24 protein-coding genes are annotated in these 21,079 nt (G+C 52.9%); 16 read left to right on the top strand and 8 right to left on the bottom strand.

Features of this window, described 5'->3' with window-relative positions; all coding sequences use genetic code 11:
• The first annotated feature begins 5 nt into the window (after positions 1–5).
• Positions 6–914, top strand: a complete 909-nt coding sequence (locus ECL_RS00670) for a glycosyltransferase family 2 protein (protein ID WP_013094904.1) — start codon at positions 6–8, stop codon at positions 912–914.
• Complete coding sequence (locus tag ECL_RS00665; protein WP_013094903.1) at positions 902–2,113, top strand: O-antigen ligase family protein; 1,212 nt, start codon at positions 902–904, stop codon at positions 2,111–2,113. The genes ECL_RS00670 and ECL_RS00665 overlap by 13 nt, the downstream gene beginning before the upstream one ends.
• 23 nt (positions 2,114–2,136) lie before the next feature.
• Here ECL_RS00665 and ECL_RS00660 read toward each other — a convergent pair whose 3' ends face one another.
• A complete protein-coding gene (locus ECL_RS00660; RefSeq protein ID WP_013094902.1) occupies positions 2,137–3,093 on the bottom strand; it encodes a polysaccharide deacetylase family protein in 957 nt (318 codons plus the stop codon).
• Between the two features lie 150 nt (positions 3,094–3,243).
• On the opposite strand from ECL_RS00660, the gene rfaQ reads away from it, so the two are divergent.
• The 7 genes from rfaQ to coaD all read left to right on the top strand — a co-directional run bounded on the left by rfaQ (position 3,244) and on the right by coaD (position 10,136).
• On the top strand, positions 3,244–4,314 hold the full coding sequence (gene rfaQ, locus ECL_RS00655) for a putative lipopolysaccharide heptosyltransferase III (RefSeq protein ID WP_013094901.1): 1,071 nt from the start codon (positions 3,244–3,246) through the stop codon (positions 4,312–4,314).
• Positions 4,311–5,438, top strand: a complete 1,128-nt coding sequence (locus ECL_RS00650) for a glycosyltransferase family 4 protein (RefSeq protein ID WP_013094900.1) — start codon at positions 4,311–4,313, stop codon at positions 5,436–5,438. Before rfaQ ends, ECL_RS00650 begins: the two co-directional genes overlap by 4 nt.
• Positions 5,439–5,440: 2 nt before the next feature.
• On the top strand, positions 5,441–6,541 hold the full coding sequence (locus tag ECL_RS00645) for a glycosyltransferase (RefSeq protein WP_044159063.1): 1,101 nt from the start codon (positions 5,441–5,443) through the stop codon (positions 6,539–6,541).
• Between the two features lie 11 nt (positions 6,542–6,552).
• On the top strand, positions 6,553–7,542 hold the full coding sequence (locus tag ECL_RS00640) for a glycosyltransferase (RefSeq protein WP_013094898.1): 990 nt from the start codon (positions 6,553–6,555) through the stop codon (positions 7,540–7,542).
• 66 nt (positions 7,543–7,608) lie between these two features.
• Positions 7,609–8,883, top strand: coding sequence for a lipid IV(A) 3-deoxy-D-manno-octulosonic acid transferase (waaA, locus tag ECL_RS00635; protein WP_013094897.1), 1,275 nt, complete (start codon positions 7,609–7,611; stop codon positions 8,881–8,883).
• Positions 8,883–9,653, top strand: coding sequence for a glycosyltransferase family 2 protein (locus ECL_RS00630; RefSeq protein WP_013094896.1), 771 nt, complete (start codon positions 8,883–8,885; stop codon positions 9,651–9,653). Before waaA ends, ECL_RS00630 begins: the two co-directional genes overlap by 1 nt.
• A gap of 3 nt (positions 9,654–9,656) precedes the next feature.
• Positions 9,657–10,136, top strand: a complete 480-nt coding sequence (gene coaD / locus ECL_RS00625; RefSeq protein WP_013094895.1) for a pantetheine-phosphate adenylyltransferase — start codon at positions 9,657–9,659, stop codon at positions 10,134–10,136.
• Positions 10,137–10,138: 2 nt separating this feature from the next.
• Here coaD and mutM read toward each other — a convergent pair whose 3' ends face one another.
• From mutM to radC, 4 genes are all read right to left on the bottom strand, one after another.
• Entirely contained in the window at positions 10,139–10,948 is an 810-nt protein-coding gene (gene mutM / locus ECL_RS00620; RefSeq protein ID WP_013094894.1) for a bifunctional DNA-formamidopyrimidine glycosylase/DNA-(apurinic or apyrimidinic site) lyase, read from the bottom strand.
• Between the two features lie 74 nt (positions 10,949–11,022).
• Complete coding sequence (gene rpmG / locus ECL_RS00615) at positions 11,023–11,190, bottom strand: 50S ribosomal protein L33 (protein ID WP_013094893.1); 168 nt, start codon at positions 11,188–11,190, stop codon at positions 11,023–11,025.
• A gap of 22 nt (positions 11,191–11,212) precedes the next feature.
• Complete coding sequence (gene rpmB / locus ECL_RS00610; protein WP_002436699.1) at positions 11,213–11,449, bottom strand: 50S ribosomal protein L28; 237 nt, start codon at positions 11,447–11,449, stop codon at positions 11,213–11,215.
• A 217-nt stretch (positions 11,450–11,666) separates the two neighbouring features.
• Positions 11,667–12,335, bottom strand: coding sequence for a RadC family protein (gene radC, locus ECL_RS00605; RefSeq protein WP_013094892.1), 669 nt, complete (start codon positions 12,333–12,335; stop codon positions 11,667–11,669).
• Positions 12,336–12,507: 172 nt separating this feature from the next.
• Between radC and coaBC the strand changes: the two genes are divergently transcribed.
• The 3 genes from coaBC to slmA all read left to right on the top strand — a co-directional run bounded on the left by coaBC (position 12,508) and on the right by slmA (position 14,872).
• On the top strand, positions 12,508–13,719 hold the full coding sequence (gene coaBC, locus ECL_RS00600) for a bifunctional phosphopantothenoylcysteine decarboxylase/phosphopantothenate--cysteine ligase CoaBC (RefSeq protein WP_086528250.1): 1,212 nt from the start codon (positions 12,508–12,510) through the stop codon (positions 13,717–13,719).
• A complete protein-coding gene (gene dut / locus ECL_RS00595; RefSeq protein WP_015570042.1) occupies positions 13,697–14,155 on the top strand; it encodes a dUTP diphosphatase in 459 nt (152 codons plus the stop codon). The genes coaBC and dut overlap by 23 nt, the downstream gene beginning before the upstream one ends.
• A gap of 120 nt (positions 14,156–14,275) precedes the next feature.
• Positions 14,276–14,872, top strand: a complete 597-nt coding sequence (slmA, locus tag ECL_RS00590) for a nucleoid occlusion factor SlmA (RefSeq protein ID WP_013094890.1) — start codon at positions 14,276–14,278, stop codon at positions 14,870–14,872.
• Positions 14,873–14,955: 83 nt separating this feature from the next.
• Here slmA and pyrE read toward each other — a convergent pair whose 3' ends face one another.
• Both pyrE and rph read right to left on the bottom strand, forming a co-directional pair.
• Positions 14,956–15,597: an orotate phosphoribosyltransferase gene (gene pyrE / locus ECL_RS00585; protein ID WP_013094889.1), complete on the bottom strand. Its 642-nt coding sequence runs from the start codon at positions 15,595–15,597 to the stop codon at positions 14,956–14,958.
• A gap of 67 nt (positions 15,598–15,664) precedes the next feature.
• The gene (gene rph, locus ECL_RS00580; RefSeq protein ID WP_013094888.1) at positions 15,665–16,381 is read right to left on the bottom strand and encodes a ribonuclease PH; all 717 of its coding nucleotides are present in this window, start codon (positions 16,379–16,381) and stop codon (positions 15,665–15,667) included.
• A 125-nt stretch (positions 16,382–16,506) separates the two neighbouring features.
• Here rph and ECL_RS00575 point away from each other — a divergent pair, with 125 nt between their 5' ends.
• Together ECL_RS00575 and ECL_RS00570 are read left to right on the top strand one after the other, a co-directional pair.
• Complete coding sequence (locus tag ECL_RS00575; RefSeq protein WP_013094887.1) at positions 16,507–17,370, top strand: YicC/YloC family endoribonuclease; 864 nt, start codon at positions 16,507–16,509, stop codon at positions 17,368–17,370.
• A 205-nt stretch (positions 17,371–17,575) separates the two neighbouring features.
• The gene (locus ECL_RS00570; protein ID WP_013094886.1) at positions 17,576–18,193 is read left to right on the top strand and encodes a trimeric intracellular cation channel family protein; all 618 of its coding nucleotides are present in this window, start codon (positions 17,576–17,578) and stop codon (positions 18,191–18,193) included.
• 2 nt (positions 18,194–18,195) lie between these two features.
• Here the strand turns inward: ECL_RS00570 and ligB are convergent, their stop codons facing one another.
• Positions 18,196–19,866 (bottom strand): NAD-dependent DNA ligase LigB, encoded by a 1,671-nt coding sequence (gene ligB, locus ECL_RS00565; protein ID WP_013094885.1) that lies wholly within the window; start codon positions 19,864–19,866, stop codon positions 18,196–18,198.
• A 251-nt stretch (positions 19,867–20,117) separates the two neighbouring features.
• Here ligB and gmk point away from each other — a divergent pair, with 251 nt between their 5' ends.
• Both gmk and rpoZ read left to right on the top strand, forming a co-directional pair.
• Complete coding sequence (gene gmk / locus ECL_RS00560) at positions 20,118–20,741, top strand: guanylate kinase (RefSeq protein ID WP_013094883.1); 624 nt, start codon at positions 20,118–20,120, stop codon at positions 20,739–20,741.
• 54 nt (positions 20,742–20,795) lie between these two features.
• Positions 20,796–21,071: a DNA-directed RNA polymerase subunit omega gene (rpoZ, locus tag ECL_RS00555; RefSeq protein ID WP_000135058.1), complete on the top strand. Its 276-nt coding sequence runs from the start codon at positions 20,796–20,798 to the stop codon at positions 21,069–21,071.
• Positions 21,072–21,079: the final 8 nt, after the last annotated feature.

The following is a 21,079-nucleotide window of genomic DNA, read 5'->3' as shown; positions in this document are numbered from 1 at the left end:
TTTTTATGGCTTTTCTAAGCATCATTATTGCTGCACATAACGCCGAAGATACCCTTCACACAACGTTAGAAAGCCTGCACAATGCCATCGATAATGCGGGCGACGATGTTGAGGTAATTATCTTTAACGACAGCTCCGATGATTCCACGCAAGATATTATTGAGACGTGGTTGCCAGCGTTTCCGAATGTGCACTCCCGTCACGTTCAGTTTCGTAATGTAGGCCTTGTTCGCAACAGCGCATTCTCTCTGGCATCAGGTGACTACATTACGATGCTGGATAGTGATGACCGACTGAAACCGGGTAGCATCAGGGACGCTGTAGCATTCCTCAAGACAGAGCGTCCTGATATGCTGCTGACGCGTCTGCTAGAAATTCGTGATATCAAAAAAATCACCCCCAACTGGCAAGGATTTTCTCCCGTTGCGTTGTCGCAACGGGAGGCTATAAAACGTTTCCTGCTGCATAAAGATTTCCAGGCACATCTCATTGGTCAATTCATTCATCGCAAGTTATACGAAAGTAACCCGATTCCTTCGATGGTGTGTTATGAGGATTTTGCGGTATTCCCTGGCATGTTGATGCAATCGAGTAAAATAGCCTATCAACGTCGCGGGCACTATTACTACATCAAGCGTAGCGACAGTTTGTCGAGCAAACTCGACGCGAGCAAAATCAAGACGCTTGTGGAATGCACATTGCTGATGGAAAAAACATTCCAGCAGCCGTTTCAACATCTCATAAATTGTCATTGGTTTGATATTTACAGTAATCATCGGCAACATCTGACCGACCAGCATTTCCAGCTTGTTAAACAACGGGTAAAAGCACTTTATTCTCTCTCATTTTTCTTATCCAGCGATGTTCGCTTCAGCTATAAAAAAAGGGTTATTGAGGCATTATGGAAAAAGTAAAGTTAAGACTTTATCAGTTAACGCTCACGCTAAGCCTTGTGTCTTTAGCATTGGTGCTGGTTAGTTCAGGTAAACAAAGAGAATTTTTCTATATTGCTATCTATGCCAGTATTTTAGGCTTAGCCGTTGAGTATAAAAAAATCACCTGGAGGCCTTTTAGCATCGCATATCCTGTACTTCTGGTGGGGATCCTTAACCTGATCTGGTATTTCTCTTATGAATTCCATAATGAGGGATTAAACGCATATAGTGATTATCTTGGAGCAAGTAAGAAATTAATACTGGCAAGTTTTTTGATCTTCTATCTGGATCGCTTTAAATCTCATGTAACGAAACAGAACTTCCAAAAATATTTCTTAATCGCTACGTCAGTTGGCTTTGTACTGGCTACAGGATATGGGCTTTTCCAGGCCATACAAGGTATTGATCGCGTCGAGATGGCTATCAATCGGCCAACAATTGCGGCTTACATCTACTCTGTTCTTTCGTTAGCGTTCGTTTATAGCTTATATCTTCAGCAAAATGTGAAACTGTACTTACTGGCTGGTTTCGTTGTGTTGCTGTCTTACTTCGTAATTTTATTGACCGCCACGCGTGCTGCTATGGGACTCTACCTCATACTGGCTATTGTTCTCACGCTTTATCAATTTAGAAAAATTCATCTAAAATCGCTGATGATTTTCTTATGTATTGTTGCGGGTATCATTATCGTCAGTTACAAGCCGTTGATTTCACCAAAAATTCAACAAACTCAAAATGAGATAACCAAATATCAAAAAGGCCACGATGCCACATCCCTCGGTGCGCGTTTTTCTATGTGGAATGTGGGAATAATGACTGGCCTTGCCCATCCTCTGGGACAGTCTATTGAAAGCAGGGAAATCTGGGCAAAACAGTATGTAAAAGAGGGCCATGCGCATGTTGCCGCTGCACTTGGATACATGCGAATTCATTTGCATAATGAATTTATTGAAAAATACTCTCTGCAAGGGATCCCAGGTCTGGCAGTTTTACTCTTTTTCTACGTTTCGATGATTGTATACGCCATGACTAACAGAAATGGTCTGCTGTTAACGGCTATGCTTCTCTTACTGCTCTACGGACTGACAGATGTGATGCTATTGAGTTCAGAAGCCTTAATTTTCTTCATGACACTTTTTGCGTTAAGCACCTCGTTTTCGCAAACAAAGCGACAATAATCATAATGCCCGCGATGCGGGCATTAATTTTTCTTGTATTGATAAAACTCCGCCAACGTCATCCCTACCGTCTTGTCGGATAACCAGCTAAAGAGCACTTCCAGATCCTGATACAACCCTTCAATCGCCGCCTCATCTTTAAACGTAGGACTTCCGCCCGGCATAAATTCAGAGGAATGCAGCATAAACTCCACGTAGTCATGTCCCTGAGACAGGCATTGCTGTGCGACCTGAATCATCTGCGACGCATTACCACCGGACGGTCTCAACCAGTTTACGGACGGTGATCGATATTTACCGCGCAGGCGATCGTAGCCCTGTTTGACGGTGTTCAACCAGGCCGGATGCTTATACTGGATGCTCATCGGCACTTCGAGTAAGGGGCTATTGCCCGCTCGTGAGATATCGTCTGTATCAATAAAGTAGGCGTGGTCTGGAAAGTGCTGATAATTGGTTCCGCCATTCCCCTGCGGGGCGCCTTTCGCGTTACGCCAGTTCACGCGCGGCGTAACAGAGCAATCAACCTGGTAGCCCAGTTCGATCAGCAGTCTGGCGTAACGGCTATCAAAGGCCCAGCGCCCGGCGCGATGGCTTAACATTTTGGTCTGGAAGGTCTCTTCCAGCAGACGGGTCATGAACAACACTTTCTCGCGCATCACCTCATCTGAAAATTCAATCAAATACGGCTGCCAGCGCCAGTCATCTCCCGTGAGATCGTGTTCCGGAGGGCTATTCCATGCGTGAAGGTGCATCCCGACTTCACCCTGACCGCGGGCGATCACATCTTTGGCAAACTCAATGAAAACCGGCTCAATCGCCATCTCATAATTTGTCAGCCATACGGGTTTGAAACCGAAACGCTCACAAAGCGTCTGGAATCGCGCCAGATAGCGCGCATTCTCCGTTTTAATGACGCGGTGATTTTGCCAGAGATTATCGCCTTCAGTATCAATCGTGATGATAAACGCTGGTTTTTTCATAATGAGTCCGCAAGACAGGAAAGTTAGCGCTATGTTACGCACTCACCGAAGCATGAGTAAACCCTTCCAGGGAATTTCCTGAGATTATGGAGAAAGAGTGCAAGTCGCTATCAGGTCTATTAGAATTGCCAACAGTACAACGCCAATAAGATGATGATGAATAACTTACCTGACACGCCTGATTTGCGCATTTTACTTATCAAACTCCGCCATCATGGCGACATGTTGCTGACCACTCCCGTCATTGATTCGTTACGTCAAAAATGGCCGCAGGCACAGATTGATGTGCTGTTGTATGAAGAAACCCGCGATATGCTCGCCGCACACCCGGCGATCGGTACTGTTTACGGGATCGACCGTAAATGGAAGCAGCTGGGCACGCTGAAACATCTGCAAAAAGAGTGGCAGTTACTCTGTGCGTTAAGAAAACAGCATTATCACCTGGTGATTAATCTTGCCGATCAGTGGCGCAGCGCTATCGTTACCCGTTTCACCGGCGCACCGGTACGACTCGGGTTCGCTTTTAATAAGCGCAACAACGCATTCTGGCGGTTTTGCCATAGCGATTTGGTCTCTGTGGCCGGGCACAACGCGTTGCACACTGTCGAACAGAACCTCTCTATTTTGTCGCCATTACCGGTCACCGCTCAACCTGCCGTGACCATGGCCTACCATGCCGAAGACTGGCACGAGGCTCACCAAAAGTTGATGCAAAACGGTGTGGGAGACAACTACATCGTGATTCAGCCTACGTCGCGCTGGTTCTTTAAATGCTGGGACGAAGGCAAAATGGCGCAAACCATCACGGCGCTGCAGCAGGATGGCCACACTGTCGTCCTCACCGCCGGGCCGGATAAAAAAGAGCTGGCGATGATCGATCGCATTCTCGCCGCCTCGCCAGAGACGGGGGTCGTCTCGCTGGCAGGTCAGCTCACGTTGCGTCAACTGGCTTCGCTTATCGATCATGCGTCTCTGTTTATTGGCGTTGACTCCGTTCCGATGCATATGGCCGCTGCGCTTCAGACCCCCTGTGTGGCATTGTTTGGCCCATCAAAACTTACCTTCTGGTCACCCTGGCAGGTTAACGGGGAAGTCATCTGGGCAGGTGATTACGGCCCACTGCCCGATCCAGACGCCATTGATACCAAAACAAAAGAACGCTATCTCGACGCCATTCCCGTTGATGCTGTCGTCTCCGCCGCAAGGAGATATCTGTCATGAAACACCATCGCCTGGCGATTGTTCGCCAAAAGTATCGCCCGGATGGCGGGGCAGAACGCTTCGTATCTCGCGCCCTTACCGCGCTGAGCAACCAAAATCTCGAGCTCAACGTCATCACGCGCGAGTGGCAGGGTGAGAAGCAGGACGACTGGCATATTCATATTTGCGATCCGCGCAAATGGGGCCGCATCAGCCGCGAGCGCGGGTTTGCGCATGCCGCACGTGCGCTCTGGCAGCAGCAGCAGTTTGATATTGTGCAAAGCCACGAGCGCATTCCGGGCTGTGACATTTATCGTGCAGGCGACGGCGTACACCGACGCTGGCTCCTGCAGCGCGCACGCATTCTGCCTGCCTGGCGTGCAAAACTGCTGATGCATGATCGCTATCACCGCTATGTGATGAATGCCGAACGTGAAATGTACCAGGCGCCGGAGTTAAAGGCGGTTATCTGTAATGCGGAGATGATCAAGCGCGAAATCGTCGAAGACTTTGATATTGACGCAAAAAAAATACATGTGATTTATAATTCAATTGACTCCACCCGTTTCGTTCCGGCAGAAGAGGCACAACGTATTGCATTGCGTCAGCAGTTTGGTTTGCCGACCGATGCCGTCATTTTCTGCTTCGTAGGGTCAGGATTTGAACGAAAAGGATTGGCCAGCGCTATACGCGCCGTTGCGGGTACTGCGGCATGGCTGATTGTGGTTGGGCAGGATAAAGCAGAACGTCGCTATCGCGACCTCGCCCGTTCATTAGGCTGCGAGGGGCAAATCCGTTTTCTGGGGATGCAAAAAGAGACGCTGCCATTTTATCAGCTATCTGATGGTTTACTGCTACCAACGCTGTATGATCCTTTCCCTAACGTCATTCTTGAAGCGATGGCCTGCGGTTTGCCGGTCATTACATCAGAGAGTTGCGGTGGGGCAGAATTTATTCAGCAAGGCCAGAACGGATTTTACTGTGACGCACTTGATATCAGCACCCTGAAGGAGGCGGTAGCGGCCACCCCTTCGCTGGAAAAAAATAACGATATGGGACGAGCGGCACGTGAACGTGTAAAAGACGCCACCCCCGAAAAACTGTCAAGTCAGCTTATTTCGCTTTATCAAAAATTACTGGATTAAAAATGCGCATCCTAATGATTATTGATGGTTTACCCGGTGGAGGAGCTGAAAAAACGGTTCTTACACTCTCCAGCGGATTAACAGAGATGGGGCATCAGGTCTCTCTCTTCTCGCTGCGGAAAGTGTGCGACTACGCCATTCCGGAAGGCATCGATTATCAGGTCGTTCAGGATACCTGCAAAAAACCGTGGCGGAAGCTGACGGAGATCCCACGCCGCGCCAGGCTGCTGGATCAGGCTATCGAGCGGGCGGAGCGCAGCGGCAAATTTGATGTGGTGTTCTCGCATCTGCACAAAACTGACCGCATCGTGGCGCACTGCCGCGCCCTGGAGCGCGATAAAGTGTGGTTCTGCGTGCATGGCATGTTCTCATTCTCCTACCTTCGTCATCGCCGTGGGCTTTCACGCTGGTTTAAACACACTAAAATTCGCCATACCTACGAAAAACGCAACGTGGTCGCCGTCTCAGGCGCCGTGTTGAAAGATCTTTCAGAAACGCTGGCCCTGAATCTCCGACGCACAGCGGTAATCCATAATCCTTTTGATATTCCTGAAATCCAGCGTCTGGCGGACGCCCCCTTTGAGATGCAGGGAAAGGATTACATCATTCACGTCGGCCGCTTCCATGAACACAAGCGTCACGATCGCCTGCTACGGGCGTTCGCGCTGAGTCAGCTCAATACCACGCTGGTCATGATGGGCAATGGCTCTGAGGCTAAAATTCAAAAGCTTAAGCTGCTTGCCCGCGAACTGGGCATTGAAGACAAAACGGTTTTCCGTCCGTTCGAACCTAATCCTTATCCCTGGATTAAAGGGGCACGCCTTTTAGTGTTAAGTTCTGACTGCGAAGGTTTTGGTAATGTGCTGGTTGAATCCATTATCTGCCAGACGCCACCCGTCAGTACACATTGTCCAGGTGGCCCCGCCGAAATCCTCAAGGGAGACTTATCCCGCGGTCTGGCAGAGATGAATGACGAGTCTCTGGCAAAAACGCTGGCGGATATTTATACCTCTCCACCGGTCGTTGATCGCGCAACCATTGCATCGTTCGGTATCAAGGCCATTTGCCAGCAATATATTGCTTTGGTCGACAATCAAAAATAATCAGGTTTCTTATGCAAAATTCAGCGCCATTATTAAGCGTGGTGGTAGCCGTTTATAACGGTGAAGCGTTCCTGGATCAGTTCTTTACCTGCCTTGTGGATCAACGCATCGACAGCATGGAAGTCATCATCGTCAATGACGGCTCCACGGACCGTTCGATGCAGATCGTCGAAAACTGGCGCGAAAAGCTGCCGCAGATGCAGGTTATTGAGCAGCAAAATCAGGGCGTATCCATCGCGCGTAATACCGGTCTGGCCGTCGCGACGGGCCAATATCTTTCTTTCCCTGATATTGATGATGTCTTTAAACCCGGCATGTATCAGCACCTGCTTGATATGGCTGTTACGCAACGTCTTGATGTCGCTACCTGTAACGGCAACTACGTCTGGGAAAATAATAAGAAGCCTTCACGCCCTATTTTCCCTGAAGACAAACTGGCATCAACGGGCGTCATGTCCGGCCCTGCATGGCTCAAAATGGCGCTCGACTCCCGTAAGTTCCTGCACGTGACCTGGCTGAACATCTATCGTCATGACTTTATTCGCGAGCACGGTTTTCACTTTGAACCGGGGCTGCGCCATCAGGATATTCCGTGGACCACAGAAGTACTGCTGGCGGCGGAGCGGGTGCAGTACACCAGTGAACGTTACTACGACTACTACATTCACTCTGCGTCGGTGTCTCATATGCCGGACAATGATGACACGCTCATTCGCTCGGCGCGTCACTACATGAAAATCCTGCAGATGCTCGATGCCATTAATCAGCGCTACCCCGATAAAGTGAAAGGGATCCCTGCTTGCCACTGGCAAATTGCCAAAGAAGGGCTGGGCATCATTCATACTTTCGACAACATGAAAGATGAGCAGAAAAAGGCATTTATTATCAAAGAGTTTTTCGATAAAGGGATCTGGAAACTCATCTGGAAAAATGCAAAAAGTCCCCGACTGCGCTGGCGACTGGGCCGTCGTTACTTCCGTTTGAAGCGCTATGTGGCATAAGAGATAGCTTTACCTGGCCCAAATGCTTAGAATTTGCCCGCCGAAACTAAAAAGACGGATAATCGCTTGGAATTGTTGTATACCGCCCTGCTCTATATCATTCAGCCACTGGTGTGGCTGAGACTGCTGCTTCGTAGCCGTAAAGCGCCTGCGTACCGAAAACGCTGGGCTGAACGCTATGGCTTCTGTCGCAATAAAGTTGCCCCGGACGGTATTTTGCTGCATTCCGTTTCTGTTGGCGAAACGCTGGCAGCGATCCCGCTGGTTCGCGCCCTGCGTCACCGTTATCCGTCGCTGCCGATCACCGTCACGACCATGACGCCGACCGGCTCTGAGCGCGTGATGTCCGCCTTCGGTAAAGACGTGCATCACGTCTATCTGCCTTACGACCTTCCCTGCGCCATGAACCGTTTTCTGGAAACCGTTCGCCCTAAACTGGTGATCGTGATGGAAACCGAGCTGTGGCCGAATATGATTTCCGCTCTGCATGCACGTAAGATTCCCCTGGTGATCGCGAACGCGCGTCTGTCTGAGCGGTCGGCGAAAGGCTACGGCAAGCTGGGGAAATTTATGCGCCGCCTGCTCAGCAAGATCACACTGATTGCTGCGCAAAACGAAGAAGACGCAGCGCGCTTTATCTCGCTTGGCCTGAAACGCAACCAGCTGGCGGTGACAGGCAGCCTGAAATTCGATATCTCCGTCACGCCTGAACTTGCGGCCCGTGCTATCACGCTGCGCCGCCAGTGGGCACCGCGTCGCCAGGTCTGGATTGCGACCAGCACCCATGATGGCGAAGAGGCGATTATCCTGCAGGCGCATCGTAAGCTGCTGGAGAAATTCCCCGATTTGCTGCTGATTCTGGTACCTCGCCATCCCGAGCGTTTTAAAGACGCCCGTGAAATGGTGCAAAAAGGCGGCTTCAGCTTCACCCTGCGCAGCAGCGGTGAGATCCCCTCCACCAGCACGCAGGTAGTTATTGGCGATACCATGGGTGAGCTGATGCTGCTGTATGGCATCGCTGATCTGGCCTTTGTTGGCGGCAGCCTGGTGGAGCGTGGTGGCCATAACCCGCTGGAGCCAGCGGCCCATGCCATTCCCGTGCTGATGGGTCCACATACCTTCAACTTCAAAGATATCTGTGCGAAATTGCAGCAAGCGGAAGGGCTAATTACCGTGACCGATGCGGATTCGGTGGTCAAAGAGGTCTCGACTCTGCTGACCGACGAAGATTACCGCCTGTGGTACGGTCGTCATGCCGTCGAAGTGCTGCATCAGAACCAGGGTGCCCTCACCCGTCTGCTGCAGCTTCTGCAACCTTATCTGCCGCAGCGGAGCCACTAATGTCAACGCGCCTGTCGGTCGTTCTGATCGCCAAAAACGCTGCCGACCTGACTCCGGATTGCCTGGCCTCCGTTGCCTGGGCTGACGAAATTATCCTGCTCGACTCCGGCAGTGAAGACAACACGGCGGACGTTGCCCGCGCAGCGGGTGCAAAAGTCTATACCAACACCGACTGGCAAGGTTATGGCATCCAGCGCCAGCGCGCGCAGGGATATGCCACCGGTGATTATGTACTGATGCTCGACACAGACGAGCGCATCACGCCGGAGCTGCGTCAGGCCATTCAGGCGGTGCTCGCCGCACCAACGCCGGGCACGGTCTACAGCATTGCGCGTCGTAACTATTTCCTTGGCCGTTTTATGCGTCACAGCGGCTGGTACCCCGACCGGGTCACGCGCCTCTACGAGCGCGAGCGGTATCAGTACAATGATAATCTGGTCCATGAATCCCTGGCCTGCGACAGTGCGCCAGTCGTCCCTCTGACGGGCGATCTTTTGCACCTGACCTGCCGGGATTTCGCCAGCTTCCAGCGTAAACAGCTCAACTATGCCACCGCCTGGGCACAGGAGCGCCATCAGCGCGGCAAGAAAGCCACGCTGACGGGTATCTTCACTCATACGCTGGGGGCGTTTCTGAAAACGCTGCTGCTGCGTGGCGGCGTGCTGGACGGTAAACAGGGCTGGTTACTGGCCGTGGTAAATGCCCAGTATACTTTCAACAAATACACCGAGCTGTGGGCGCTCAGCCGCGGCTACTCAGAGAAAACGTGAGCCATGAGCACAAAAGCGATTTATCCAGGTACCTTTGATCCGATCACCAATGGTCATCTTGATATCATCACCCGTGCGGCGTGCATGTTCGACAAGGTGATTCTGGCGATTGCTGCCAGCCCCAGTAAAAAACCGATGTTTGACCTGAACGAGCGTGTTGCGCTTGCCACCGAGGCCATTGCGCACCTGCCGAACGTTGAGGTGGTGGGCTTCAGCGATCTGATGGCCAACTTTGCCCGCGCTCAGCAGGCGACGATTCTGATCCGTGGCTTACGCGCGGTGGCAGACTTCGAGTATGAGATGCAGCTGGCGCACATGAATCGTCATTTGATGCCGGAGCTGGAAAGCGTATTTCTGATGCCATCCAAGGAGTGGTCGTTCATCTCTTCCACGCTGGTGAAAGAGGTGGCGCGTCATCACGGGGACGTTACCCATTTCCTGCCGGTTAACGTCCACCAGGCGTTGATGGACAAGCTAAAGTAGCGCTATTTCTGGCATTGACGGCAATAGAATGTGGCGCGCTGGGCATGCTTTGTTGCGATGATCGGCGTTCCACACACTCTGCACGGCTCGCCTTTGCGGCCATACACCTGCAGCTCCTGAGCAAAATAGCCTGGCTTACCATCGCTTTGCAGGAAGTCCTTCAGCGTCGTTCCCCCCTGCTCAATTGAGCGAAGCAGCACCGCTTTAATCACCCGCACCAGCAGCTCACACTCCTGCGCCGACAGCGAAGAGGCCAGCCGATCGGGATGGATCCCGGCCGCAAACAGCGATTCGCTGGCATAGATATTCCCCACGCCGACCACCAGCTTGTTATCCATCAGCCAGGGTTTAATCGGGGTTTTCTTTTTCGCACACTTCGCTTTCAGGTATTCCGCGTTAAACGCTTCTGAAAGCGGCTCTGGCCCCAGATGTGCCAGTACGCTATGTCCTTCCAGTTCTTTGGTCCACAGCCATGCGCCAAAGCGGCGGGGATCGGTATAACGCAACACTTTGCCGTTACTCATCACCAGATCGACATGGTCATGCTTTTCCGCAGGCAGCTCTTCAGTGAGGATCCGCAGGCTGCCGGACATGCCAAGATGAATGATGATCCAGCCATCGGGCAGCTCCAGGAGCAGATATTTCGCGCGGCGCTGGACGCTGAGGATCGGTTTATCGCTTAACGCATGGATCTCATCAGAAACCGGCCAACGGAGGCGACCATTACGCACGGTAGCATGAAGAATAGTCGCGCCGACCAGATGCGGCTCAATACCGCGGCGGCTGGTCTCCACCTCAGGTAATTCAGGCATGATTCCTCCGTAGTAAGATGCAGAATGCAAAAAACCCCGCAGTTGCGGGGTTTTTCAATACAAGGAGGCTAAAATTATTTGATTTTAGCTTCTTTGTACATTACGTGCTGGCGTACAACTGGATCGAATTTTTTCAGTTCCAGTTTTTCCGGCTTAGTACGTTTGTTCTTCGTAGTGGTGTAGAAGTGACCTGTACCAGCAGAAGAAACCAGCTTGATTTTCTCGCGAATACCTTTAGCCATGATTTATTTCCTCTTTAAGTACTTAGTACTTTTCGCCACGGGCACGCAGTTCGGACAGAACTGTATCGATGCCTTTCTTATCAATTACACGCATACCTTTAGCAGATACGCGCAGGGTGACAAAACGCTTCTCGCTCTCAACCCAGAAACGGTGAGAGTGCAGGTTCGGCAGGAAACGGCGTTTAGTCGCGTTCAGTGCGTGGGAACGGTTGTTACCGGTCACCGGACGCTTGCCAGTAACTTGGCAGACTCGGGACATGTCTATTCTCCAAAAATCAAATTAGCTCGAGCTTCGTATGGGGTATCGGCGCCTCGTCAGGCTTTACAGCCCGGTCATCGCATAGTTCTATTGAACTCTCGATTGCCAGGCCCAAATGCCAAACCCGAGATTCTCAAAGGTGGCGTAGTATACGCTGACTCGGCGGTGTGCTCAAGTCCCGAACAGACAAAGATCCCGATGGATCGCGAGAAATAGCCTAAATCCAGCCATGTTCTGCAAAAGAAAGGTACTCTCCGCGGCCAATTATCAGATGGTCCAGCACACGAATGTCCATGAATTGACAGCATTTGACAATGCGGTCGGTGATCTCTTTGTCAGCTCTGCTTGGTTCTGCACAGCCAGAAGGGTGATTATGCGCGAGTATCACGCCGGCTGCATTCAATTTTATTGCTTCGCGCACAATTTCACGCGGATGAACCTCAACATGGCTTAGCGTGCCCGAGAAAAGGTGGCTATGCTTGAGCACCCGGTTCCGGTTGTCGAGAAAGATCACCATAAAGATCTCGCGTTCAATATCGGTTAACTGACTTTGCAGAAACTCGCGCGTCATCGCAGGAGTCAGTATCGGGTCCTCCTCCTGCATACGAACACACTGAAAACGGCGGGCCAGTTCGGCAATCCCCTTAAGCTGGGCATATTTTGCCACACCGATACCCTCCACATGCGCAAACTCCGCCAGTTCCGCCGTCATCAAACCGTAGAGTGAGCCAAAATGGCCTATCAGATCTTTTGCCAGCGTAAAGACCGTTTTGCCGGGCGTACCGGTGCGCAAAAAAAGCGCCAGCAGTTCCTCATCTTTTAGCAAAGTGACGCCATAGCGCAGCAATTTTTCGCGCGGTAAGAGCAGTTCATCCTCGTCTTCCATGCTTTTTCTCCCTGTTTTTTGCCCATCTTGCCATAGGCTACTCAGTTACCTGACTCTCGCGTCTCGTTCTTGCGTAACGCCTCGCAAAGTGACCGAAGGACAAGATCACCCCGTTTTTGGGATTGTGATAAAATGCCCGCTCTCTGGTGAAACCCAACAGGAAAGAATCATGATGAGCCTGGCCGGTAAAAAAATCGTTCTTGGCGTTAGCGGCGGCATTGCAGCCTATAAAACGCCGGAACTGGTGCGCCGTCTGCGCGAGCGCGGGGCCGACGTACGGGTCGCGATAACCGAAGGCGGAAAAGCCTTTATCACTCCTCTGAGCCTGCAGGCCGTTTCAGGATACCCGGTATCTGACAGCCTGCTTGACCCTGCCGCAGAAGCCGCGATGGGCCATATTGAGCTTGGGAAATGGGCAGACCTGGTTATCCTTGCCCCCGCCACGGCCGATTTAATTGCCCGCGTTGCCGCCGGGATGGCGAACGATCTGGTTTCGACCATTTGTCTGGCTACGCCCGCCCCTGTTGCCGTTGTGCCGGCCATGAATCAGCAGATGTATCGCAATGCCGCGACCCAGCATAATCTACAGACGCTGACCTCGCGCGGCCTGCTGATCTGGGGGCCGGACAGCGGGAGCCAGGCCTGTGGCGATGTCGGCCCAGGCCGTATGCTTGATCCATTGACTATTGTCGATATGGCCGCGGCCCATTTTTCGCCTGTCAACGACCTGCAACATCTCAACATCATGATTACAGCCGGCCCAACGCGCGAGCCGCTGGATCCGGTACGTTACATTACCAACCACAGCTCCGGTAAAATGGGCTTTGCGATTGCGGCCGCAGCGGCGAAACGCGGCGCGAACGTCACGCTGGTCAGTGGCCCGGTCTCCTTACCTACGCCGCCTTTTGTGCAGCGTATTGACGTCACCACCGCGCTGGAAATGGAGGCCGCGGTACAGGCCCGTGCGCAAAACCAGCAGATTTTTATCGGTTGTGCTGCCGTCGCGGACTACCGCGCAGAGACCATTTCCGATGCCAAAATCAAAAAGCAAGGCGATGAATTAACACTAAAAATGGTGAAAAACCCGGATATCGTTGCTGGCGTCGCCGCGCTGAAAACCCATCGTCCTTACGTTGTTGGGTTTGCCGCAGAAACAAATAATGTGGAAGAATATGCCCGGCAAAAACGTACCCGCAAAAACCTCGATTTGATTTGCGCGAATGACGTATCGCTGGCCACGCAAGGATTTAACAGCGACAGCAACGCACTGCACCTTTTCTGGCAGGATGGAGATAAAATCTTACCGCTTGAGCGCAAGGAACTCCTGGGCCAACAATTACTGGACGAGATCGTTACCCGTTATGATGAAAAAAATCGACGTTAAGATTCTGGACCCGCGTGTTGGCGAGCAATTCCCGCTGCCAACCTATGCCACCTCCGGCTCTGCCGGTCTTGACCTGCGCGCCTGTCTCGATGACGCCGTAGAACTGGCTCCGGGTGCGACCACCCTGATCCCAACGGGCCTGGCGATTCACATTGCTGACCCTTCACTGGCGGCGGTAATCCTGCCACGTTCAGGCCTGGGTCATAAGCATGGTGTCGTGCTGGGTAACCTGGTCGGCCTGATCGACTCTGACTACCAGGGCCAGCTGATGGTCTCCGTCTGGAACCGGGGTCAGGACAGCTTCACCATTGAACCGGGCGAGCGTATCGCGCAGATGGTCTTTGTACCTGTGGTGCAGGCAGAATTTAACCTGGTGGCAGACTTTGATGCCACAGACCGTGGCGAAGGCGGCTTCGGCCATTCCGGGCGCAAATAACCGCCCGACAGACACGCATCTCACAGCGCCATAATGTCATAACAAACCGCAAACGCCAGTTTGCGGTCGCTGTGTGGATGCCAGCCTGACAAGTGCTTATTTTCAGGGGTATTTTGCAACATGGCAGAAAAACAAACCGCGAAAAGGAACCGTCGCGAAGAAATACTTCAATCTCTGGCTCTGATGCTTGAATCCAGCGATGGCAGTCAACGCATCACCACCGCAAAACTGGCCGCCTCTGTAGGCGTGTCTGAAGCGGCGCTGTACCGTCATTTCCCGAGCAAAACCCGGATGTTCGACAGCCTGATCGAGTTTATCGAAGACAGTCTGATCACGCGCATCAACCTGATTCTGAAAGACGAAAAAGACACCACTGCGCGTCTGCGTCTGATTGTGCAATTGATTCTGGGATTTGGAGAACGTAACCCGGGCCTGACCCGTATTCTGACTGGCCATGCGCTGATGTTTGAGCAGGACAGACTGCAGGGTCGCATCAACCAGCTTTTCGAACGTATTGAAGCGCAGCTGCGCCAGGTACTGCGTGAGAAGAAAATGCGTGAAGGCGAAGGTTACAGCACGGATGAAACGCTGCTGGCAAGCCAGATCCTGGCGTTTTGCGAAGGCATGCTCTCCCGTTTTGTACGCAGTGAGTTCAAATACAGCCCAACGGACGATTTCGACGCCCGTTGGCCGTTAGTGGCGGCGCAGTTGCAGTAACGTCGTTGCCGGTTGGCGGCTTCGCCTTATCCGGCCTACGAATTGCGCAGGCCCGGCAAGCGACGCGCCACCGGGCGATTCCGTTACACGCCGAACTCTTCGCGATATGCCCGCACCGCAGCCAGATGATCCGCCATCTCTGGCTTCTCTTCCAGATACGCAATCAGGTCTTTCAGGTTGATGATTGACGTCACTTTGCAGCTGTAATCACGTTCAACTTCCTGAATGGCCGAGATTTCACCACGCCCCCGTTCCTGACGGTCCAGAGAAATCAACACGCCAGCCAGCGTCGCGCCGTTGGCCTGGATAATCTCCATGGATTCGCGAATGGCGGTACCCGCGGTGATGACGTCGTCCACCAGCATCACGCGCCCCTGCAGTGGGCTGCCGACCAGGTTGCCGCCTTCACCGTGGGTTTTGGCCTCTTTACGGTTAAAGCAGTACGGCACGTCGCGGTCATGGTGTTCTGCCAGCGCAACCGCGGTGGTGGTCGCAATCGGAATGCCCTTATAGGCCGGGCCAAACAGCAGGTCGAAATCAATCCCTGAATCCACCAGCGCTTCGGCATAGAAACGGCCTAACAGCGCCAGATCGCGCCCGGTATTGAACAGCCCGGCATTGAAGAAATAGGGGCTCTTGCGCCCGGATTTCAGCGTAAACTCGCCAAACTTGAGGACCTGCTTGTTAAGCGCAAACTCAATAAACTGGCGCTGATACGGTTTCATGGATTCGCTCCTTTGTCTTTTCTGTCTTACAGGCAAAAAAAAGGCGACTCATTGGTCGCCTTTAAAATCAATTTTCTAACGCCGCTTTCTGCGTCGTTACAATAGATTCAATTCCCCCTCGGGCCAGAGCCAGCAAGGTGAGAAGTTCTTCGTGGGTAAACGGTTCGCCTTCTGCGGTGCCCTGCACCTCAATGATACGTCCGTCTTCGGTCATCACCACGTTCATGTCAGTTTCGGCAGCGGAGTCTTCTACGTATTCCAGATCGCAAAGCGCTTCACCGTTAACGATACCGACGGACACCGCGGCAACCATCCCTTTCATTGGGTTTGTTTTCAGCTTACCGGCCGCAACCAGTTTATTCAGGGCATCCGCCAGCGCTACACAGGCACCGGTAATCGATGCGGTACGCGTGCCACCGTCAGCCTGAATGACGTCGCAGTCCAGGGTAATGGTGAATTCGCCCAGCGTTTTCAGATCAACAGCGGCGCGCAGCGCACGCGCGATGAGGCGCTGAATTTCCATGGTACGGCCGCCCTGCTTACCCTTTGCCGCTTCACGGGCATTACGGGTATGCGTTGCACGCGGCAGCATGCCGTATTCAGCCGTGATCCAGCCCTGGCCCTGACCTTTCAGGAAGCGCGGAACGCCTTCTTCAATGGAAGCCGTGCACAGCACTTTGGTGTCACCAAACTCAACCAGAACGGAGCCTTCAGCGTGTTTTGTATAGTTACGGGTCAGGGTGACGGGACGCACCTGATTGGCGCTACGACCTGCTGGACGCATGATGAATTCTCCGGCTTGAAACGAATGTGGCTGCGCATTATACGGATAAAGGACGCTTATTCCTATCCTGAGAAGCCCCTGAAAGCTATAATCCCCCCATCTCTCCTTTAAAAACGGGAATATCTATGATCCGCAGTATGACCGCCTACGCCCGGCGTGAAATCAAGGGTAGCTGGGGTAGCGCTACCTGGGAAATGCGTTCGGTAAACCAGCGCTATCTGGAAACCTATTTCCGTATGCCGGAGCAGTTCCGCAGCCTTGAGCCTGTGGTGCGTGAGCGTATCCGTACGCGTCTGACGCGCGGCAAAGTGGAATGTAACCTGCGTTTTGAGCCGGATGCCAGCGCGCAGGGCGAACTGATCCTCAACGAAAAACTGGCAAAACAGCTCGTCAATGCGGCGAACTGGGTCAAAATGCAAAGCGACGAAGGCGAAATTAATCCGGTTGATATTCTGCGCTGGCCTGGCGTCATGGCTGCCGGAGAGCAGGATCTGGATGCAATTGCCGCTGAAATCCTTGCCGCCCTCGACAGCACGCTGGATGACTTTATCGTTGCTCGCGAAACCGAAGGCCAGGCGCTGAAAGCGATGATTGAACAGCGCCTTGAAGGCGTCAGCGCCGAAGTGGCAAAAGTACGTACCCATATGCCGGAAGTGCTGCAGTGGCAGCGCGAGCGTCTGGTTGCCAAACTGGAAGAAGCGGAAGTTCAGCTGGAAAATAACCGTCTGGAACAAGAGCTGGTGCTGATGGCGCAGCGCGTTGACGTGGCCGAAGAGCTGGACCGTCTGGAAGCACATGTTAAAGAGACCTACAACATTCTGAAGAAGAAAGAAGCCGTTGGTCGTCGTCTCGACTTTATGATGCAGGAATTCAACCGCGAGTCGAATACCCTGGCGTCTAAATCAATCAATGCCGACGTGACGAATTCCGCCATTGAGCTCAAGGTACTGATTGAGCAGATGCGCGAGCAGATCCAGAATATTGAGTAATACTATTCGGGTGGCGTCGACCGACGTCACCCATTACTATTTCTAATCCATTTTAACCCGTCTTTTCTCGCTTTGCCGCCACCAATCAACCTTCTCCACTATGGGTTGATAAAATTTTATAGGGCAAACCCGCTCACTTTAGAAAATCTCAATCGTGATCGTGCGCACAAAACGTTAACCTTCCCGGCTTCACACCGGAGGTTATATGCTGCTTCACACTCTTTATCTCATTGGCATCACTGCAGAAGCCATGACTGGCGCGCTTGCAGCCGGTCGTCGCCGAATGGATACCTTCGGCGTGATCATTATTGCCACAGCGACCGCGCTGGGCGGCGGTTCCGTGCGCGATATTCTGCTGGGCCATTACCCGCTGGGCTGGGTGAAAAACCCCGAGTACGTGATTATTGTGGCGACCGCCGCCGTAGTAACCACCATTGTCGCGCCCGTTATGACCCATCTGCGTCGCCTGTTTCTGGTGCTTGATGCGCTCGGGCTGATTGTCTTTTCTATCATTGGCGCACAAATCGCGCTCGATATGGGCGAAGGGCCAGTTATCGCCACCATTGCCGCCGTGGTGACCGGGGTGTTTGGAGGCGTGCTGCGCGATATGTTTTGCAAACGTATTCCTCTGGTCTTTCAAAAAGAGCTGTACGCCGGCATCTCCTTCGCCGCAGCGGTGCTCTATATTGCCCTGCAGCATTATGTTTCGAACCATGATGTGGTGGTCATCTCCACGCTGCTGTTCGGCTTTACGGCCCGCATGCTGGCGTTGCGACTGAAGCTCGGCCTGCCGGTGTTTCACTACAAACACAGCGCTCACTAATTTCAGAATCCCTTGATGTGCTGTTCAGCCAGCCACTTTGCCAGCACATCCACCTCCGGCGCGTGGAGCCAGTTAACGATTTGCCGCGCTTTCTCCTCTCCGGTCCCCGGCAAGGTCTGCCAGTCCATAGCGCTACGCTGGTGCATGGTCTGCCATGATAGCTCTCCGGCGGCTTTCAGAGTCGCCTGAGCCAGCGGAACCCCCATCGCCATGATCCAACGAATAAAAGGACGCTCGCGCACCAGATTAAACTGATGCCAGAGCGCCAGTCCGCGTGCAGCCGAAAACCCCGGCGTGGTTTGCAGCTGTGCCTGGGTTAACAACAGCCATGAGAAAATATGTTCAAAGCGATGTGCCTGCCAGAGCGCCCGCCAGCCTGACTCGCCTAAACCGGCAATATCCAGCCCTTGCTTAGAACTGAGCCACGTCAGCCGGGCAAAGAACTGCTCCATACATTCCGGTGAAGCGTAAAAACAGCTGAGAGAATGGTACTGCGGGACTGGAGGTTCTGGTTTTTGCCGGTCGGTCCCTCGCCAGACGACTTTGTCGAATCGGGGGATCCCCTGTCCGGCCAGGCTTACCTGGATCTGATCGCCCGGCGCGATATCCAGCCTTTGCCAGCGGCCAACGGACCCGAGGCTAACCCGCTGCACCTGTTTATCATCCAGCCGTACTGGCTCCAGCCCCGCCACAACGGCAATTTTCCCCGTTCGGCCCACAGTGAAGTGTATATCCCGTACTTCAGCAACCTGCGCGACAGGGGGATATTTCCAAGCAACAACCCAACTGCCCTCTCCTGGCAGCCAGTTTTCACCCGGCAGTTCATCCGCCGAGCGAACCACAATGCCGTCCGTGGCAAAGGGTAATGCTGCGGTGTGCCACGCTGAGCGCTGCTTTTCTACGGCCTCAATATGCTCTACGGGCAAGGTATAGCGCGCCGTCAGGGTAAACCCCGCGTCAGACAGTTCCGCCAGTGCGGTTTTCATCTCTTTTGGCCCGTCTGGCCAGGCCCAGATGAATACCCCAACCTCTCTCAAAAACGCGTTATCCTGCTGGCGCATCATCGCACCTGCGACTTTTGCGCGTGCATTCATTCCGCCCATCTGCTGCTGAATGTGGTTTTCACGCTGCCAAAAAAGCTCCCCCTGTAACACGCTGTTTGCCAGCGCGCCGTAAAGGTGTTGTGGCACCGACGGTATTAAACGCACCTGCGATGTCCAGTCTTCACCTTTTAGCCCATCGCCACGGCTAATGGCCTGAGCCAATGTTCCCCCCCGATACACCAGCGTTACCGCTACACCGTCAACTTTGGGTTGCATCCAGAGATTGCGCCGGGCATGCATCCACTGGCCAAGCTCTTCTTTACTGCTCACCTTATGAACCCCTGTATGGGCGACGGGGTGTTTGATACGTCCCGTCAGGGCGGGAAGTGCTGCGTCAGGTGATGCATGCCCAAAACAGTGCTGCCACTGTTTTAACCGCCCGTTGAGCTGGTCATACACTTCATCGTTCACTTCGCTGATACCCTGCTGCCAGTAGGCGTCATCCCAGCGTTTGATTTGCGCACTTAACGTCGCAATCTCTTTCTCCGCCCTCGCCTGAGACCACACCGGGCACACCGCCGCCGCAGAACCACACCACAACAGCATGAAGCCGCTTATCCATCGCCACATCGCTACCCCTCCTTTACGTTGCTGGAGGTATAACCCGGCGACGAAAACCACGCTAATGGCAACATTGCGCTTTGCGAGGCGCTATCCAGAGTGAATTTATGTTGCTGCAAAACACAGGTAAAACCTGAAAACGACACGCAAAATGCAATAATCCAGGGGAAAAAGTGTGACAAAGGCTACGTCACACAGCGGCGACGTGTATAATAAGCCCGTATGTAGGACTTCTTCGTTAACACATACAAAAGACTCTCATGGCTCAAGGCACGCTTTATATTGTTTCTGCCCCTAGTGGCGCGGGTAAATCCAGCCTTATTCAGGCACTGTTAAAAACCCAACCGTTGTATGACACTCAGGTTTCTGTTTCACACACCACGCGTAAACCGCGTCCGGGTGAAGTGCACGGTGAGCACTATTTCTTTGTCGATCACGACGAATTTAAAGCGATGATTGGCCGAGATGCGTTTCTTGAACACGCAGAAGTATTCGGGAACTACTACGGTACTTCGCGTGAAACCATTGAGCAGGTTCTGGCAACCGGCGTGAATGTGTTCCTGGATATCGACTGGCAGGGCGCACAGCAAATTCGCAAGAAAATGCCTGATTCGCGCAGTATCTTTATTTTACCGCCGTCGAAAGATGAGCTGGACCGCCGCCTGCGTGGCCGCGGTCAGGACAGCGAAGAGGTCATTGCAAAGCGTATGGAACAGGCAGTTGCAGAAATGAGCCATTACGCCGAATATGATTACCTTATTGTGAATGATGATTTTGATGCCGCACTGAGCGATCTCAAAACCATCCTTCGCGCAGAACGTCTGCGTATGAGCCGCCAGAAGCAGCGACATGACGCATTAATCACCAAACTGTTGGCAGACTGAACCCACTTTCAGTATTATGCCCAGTCATTTCTTCACCTGTGGAGCATTTTAAGTATGGCACGCGTAACTGTTCAGGACGCTGTAGAGAAAATTGGTAACCGTTTTGACCTGGTGCTGGTCGCCGCGCGTCGCGCTCGTCAGATGCAGGTAGGCGGAAAAGATCCGCTGGTACCGGAAGAAAACGATAAAACCACCGTAATTGCACTTCGCGAAATCGAAGAAGGTCTGATCAACAACCAGATCCTCGACGTGCGTGAGCGCCAGGAGCAGCAAGAGCAGGAAGCCGCAGAACTGCAGGCCGTAACCGCCATTGCTGAAGGTCGTCGTTAATTAAACCT

Source organism: Enterobacter cloacae subsp. cloacae ATCC 13047, from assembly GCF_000025565.1.
Lineage (GTDB): Bacteria > Pseudomonadota > Gammaproteobacteria > Enterobacterales > Enterobacteriaceae > Enterobacter > Enterobacter cloacae.
The sequence above is the reverse complement of the archived record's forward strand: the minus strand, read 5'-3'. Positions and strand labels throughout refer to the sequence as shown.